A 2,430-nucleotide genomic window follows, 5' to 3' on the forward strand; every position below is an offset into this window, starting at 1 on the left:
ATATGAGCCATACCGACCATGAACTGATGCGCACGCTGGTCGGACGCATCCGCGCTGTCGAGGAAGCCGTTGGCAGGCCGATCGGCATCCTCGCCGATCTGCAAGGGCCAAAGCTGCGCGTCGGCAAGTTCGCCAACGGCAAGGAAGTGCTGACGCAAGGCCAGACCTTCACGCTCGACGACAATCCCGAGCCCGGCACCTCGACCAGGGTCTATCTGCCGCATCCGGAAATCCTGAGCTCGGTCGAAGCCGGCCATCGCCTGCTGATCGACGATGGCAAGCTCGAGCTGAAGGCGGTGAAGAGCGACGGCAAGTCGATCGTCTGCACCGTCGTCGCCGGCACCACGATTTCCGACAAGAAGGGCGTCAGCCTGCCTGACACCGACCTGCCGGTCGGCGCGTTGACCGAGAAGGACCGCAAGGACCTCGATGCCGTGCTGGCCACAGGCGTAGACTGGGTGGCGCTGTCCTTCGTGCAACGGCCGGAGGATCTGGCCGAAGCGCGCAAGATCGCACGCGGCCGGGCGCTGATCATGGCCAAGATCGAGAAGCCGCAGGCTGTCGCCCGGCTGGCCGAAATCATCGAACTGTCCGACGCGCTGATGGTCGCCCGCGGCGATCTCGGCGTCGAGATGCCGCTCGAGGCGGTGCCCGGTATCCAGAAGCAGATCACGCGCGCCGCACGCCGCGCCGGCAAGCCGGTGGTGGTTGCAACGCAGATGCTGGAATCGATGATCACGGCACCGGTGCCGACCCGCGCCGAGGTGTCCGATGTTTCGATCGCCGTCTTCGAAGGCGCCGATGCCATCATGCTGTCGGCGGAATCGGCGGCGGGTGCCTATCCCGTCGAGGCCGTGGCAATGATGAACCGTATCGCCACCAAGGTCGAGACCGATCCGACCTATGCCGGCATCATCAACGCCCAGCGCTCCGAGCCGGAAGCGACCGGCGCCGACGCCATTTCGCTGGCCGCGCGCGAGATCGCCGAAACGCTGAAGCTGTCGGCGATCATCACCTACACCGCATCAGGCACCACAGGCCTGCGCGCCGCCCGCGAGCGGCCGCAAGTGCCTGTTATCGCGCTGTCGCCGATCCTCAACACGGCGCGGCGGCTGTCGCTTTTGTGGGGCACGCATTGCGTTGTCTCGCCCGACGCCGTCGACCTCGACGACATGGTCAACCGCGCCTGCCGCATCGCCTTCGACGAAGGCTTCGGCAAGCCGGGCGACCGCGTCATCATCACCGCGGGCGTACCGCTGCGGACACCGGGTTCGACCAACATGCTGCGCATCGCCTATATCGGGTCGGACACACAAGTCAGCCGCTAGATTCCCAAAGCGTGTCGGCTCTGAACGGTTCGGGCGACCGCCTTAGGTCGGCGCGAGTTCGGCCTGCGGTACCTTGATATCGGCGCATCTGCCGGCGCCGTAGGCGTCGCCGGCGATGCGCGCCTCCACGGTCCTGGCCATCGCCTGCAGGTCGACACTCTTGCCGGCGACCTTCTCGATGGCGCCGACGGTCAGGTCGGGCGCCATCCAGTCTGGCTTGTGACCGAGATTGTGCACCCAGACGAGTTCGGCACCGGCAATGTCGCGCGCCAGACCGACCGAATGGATATGTGCATAGACCACCTTGTCGCGATCGCCTGAAATGACCACGGTTGGCGCCTTGATCTCGTTGTAGCGCGGTGCGGCGTCGAGGGCATAGCGATAGAGCCCGGCGACATCGGTGGCGTTGGCGCGAAAGGCTTTTGGTCGCAGCACCAGCGGGATAGAGGCCATTCCGAGATAATTGTCCGGCACCTTGTTGGGCGAGAAAACGCAGGTGGTGGCGTCGGCCATCTGCAGTGTACCGGCCGGATAGGTCAGCGTTTCGGAAAACAGCCAGCCGAGCACGGGAATGGTGGTCAGATCGTAGTACCAGGCGGTTGCGCCGCCCGGCCATGGATGGGTCGCCGGTGCGAGGAAGACCAGTCCAAGTGTCTTGTCTGGATGCTCGCGGCCAAAGGCCGATGTCACCACGCCGCCGAAGGAATGGCCGACGATGACAGCCTTCCTGATGCCGAGATGGTCCATCAGTGCGGCAATGGTGTTGGCCTGCGCCGACGGGTTCTCGTTGTTGGTGCCGCGACCCGACCAGCCGTGGCCTGGCCGGTCGAAGAACAGCATTTCGGCGCGGCCTTCGAGCAAGGGACGCAGCGGCAGCATCTGGTCCCTGAGATTGGCGCTGGCGCCGTGGATGAAGACGATCGGCGGCAGCTCGGCGTTGGCGGGTGCCGGAACATGGACATAGTGGATGCGGGCGCCGTCGATGTCGGCGAACTCGCCGAACGGCGGATCGCGGTGCTCGATCAACCATGAGCCGACGCGGGTGATGCCGACAAAGCCGAAGACAAGCGCCATCAGGAAGGCAAGGGCGGCGTAGATCAGG

General features: G+C 65.3%; 2 protein-coding genes. One reads left to right on the forward strand and one right to left on the reverse strand.

Annotated features, from left to right (window positions below; all coding sequences use genetic code 11):
• Positions 1-2: 2 nt before the first annotated feature.
• Complete coding sequence (gene pyk / locus ENZ74_RS29230; RefSeq protein WP_127313200.1) at positions 3-1,328, forward strand: pyruvate kinase; 1,326 nt, start codon at positions 3-5, stop codon at positions 1,326-1,328.
• A 42-nt stretch (positions 1,329-1,370) separates the two neighbouring features.
• Here the strand turns inward: pyk and ENZ74_RS29235 are convergent, their stop codons facing one another.
• Positions 1,371-2,429 (reverse strand): alpha/beta hydrolase, encoded by a 1,059-nt coding sequence (locus ENZ74_RS29235; protein ID WP_245471030.1) that lies wholly within the window; start codon positions 2,427-2,429, stop codon positions 1,371-1,373.
• Between the last annotated feature and the right edge of the window lies 1 nt (position 2,430).

It is taken from the genome of Mesorhizobium sp. M7A.F.Ca.CA.002.15.2.1 (assembly GCF_003998715.1).
Taxonomy (GTDB): domain Bacteria; phylum Pseudomonadota; class Alphaproteobacteria; order Rhizobiales; family Rhizobiaceae; genus Mesorhizobium; species Mesorhizobium ciceri.

Bases quoted from the DNA above. Each gene is read 5' to 3' on its own strand.
- pyk (WP_127313200.1), top strand. From the start codon at position 3: ATGAGCCATACCGACCATGAACTGATGCGCACGCTGGTCGGACGCATC.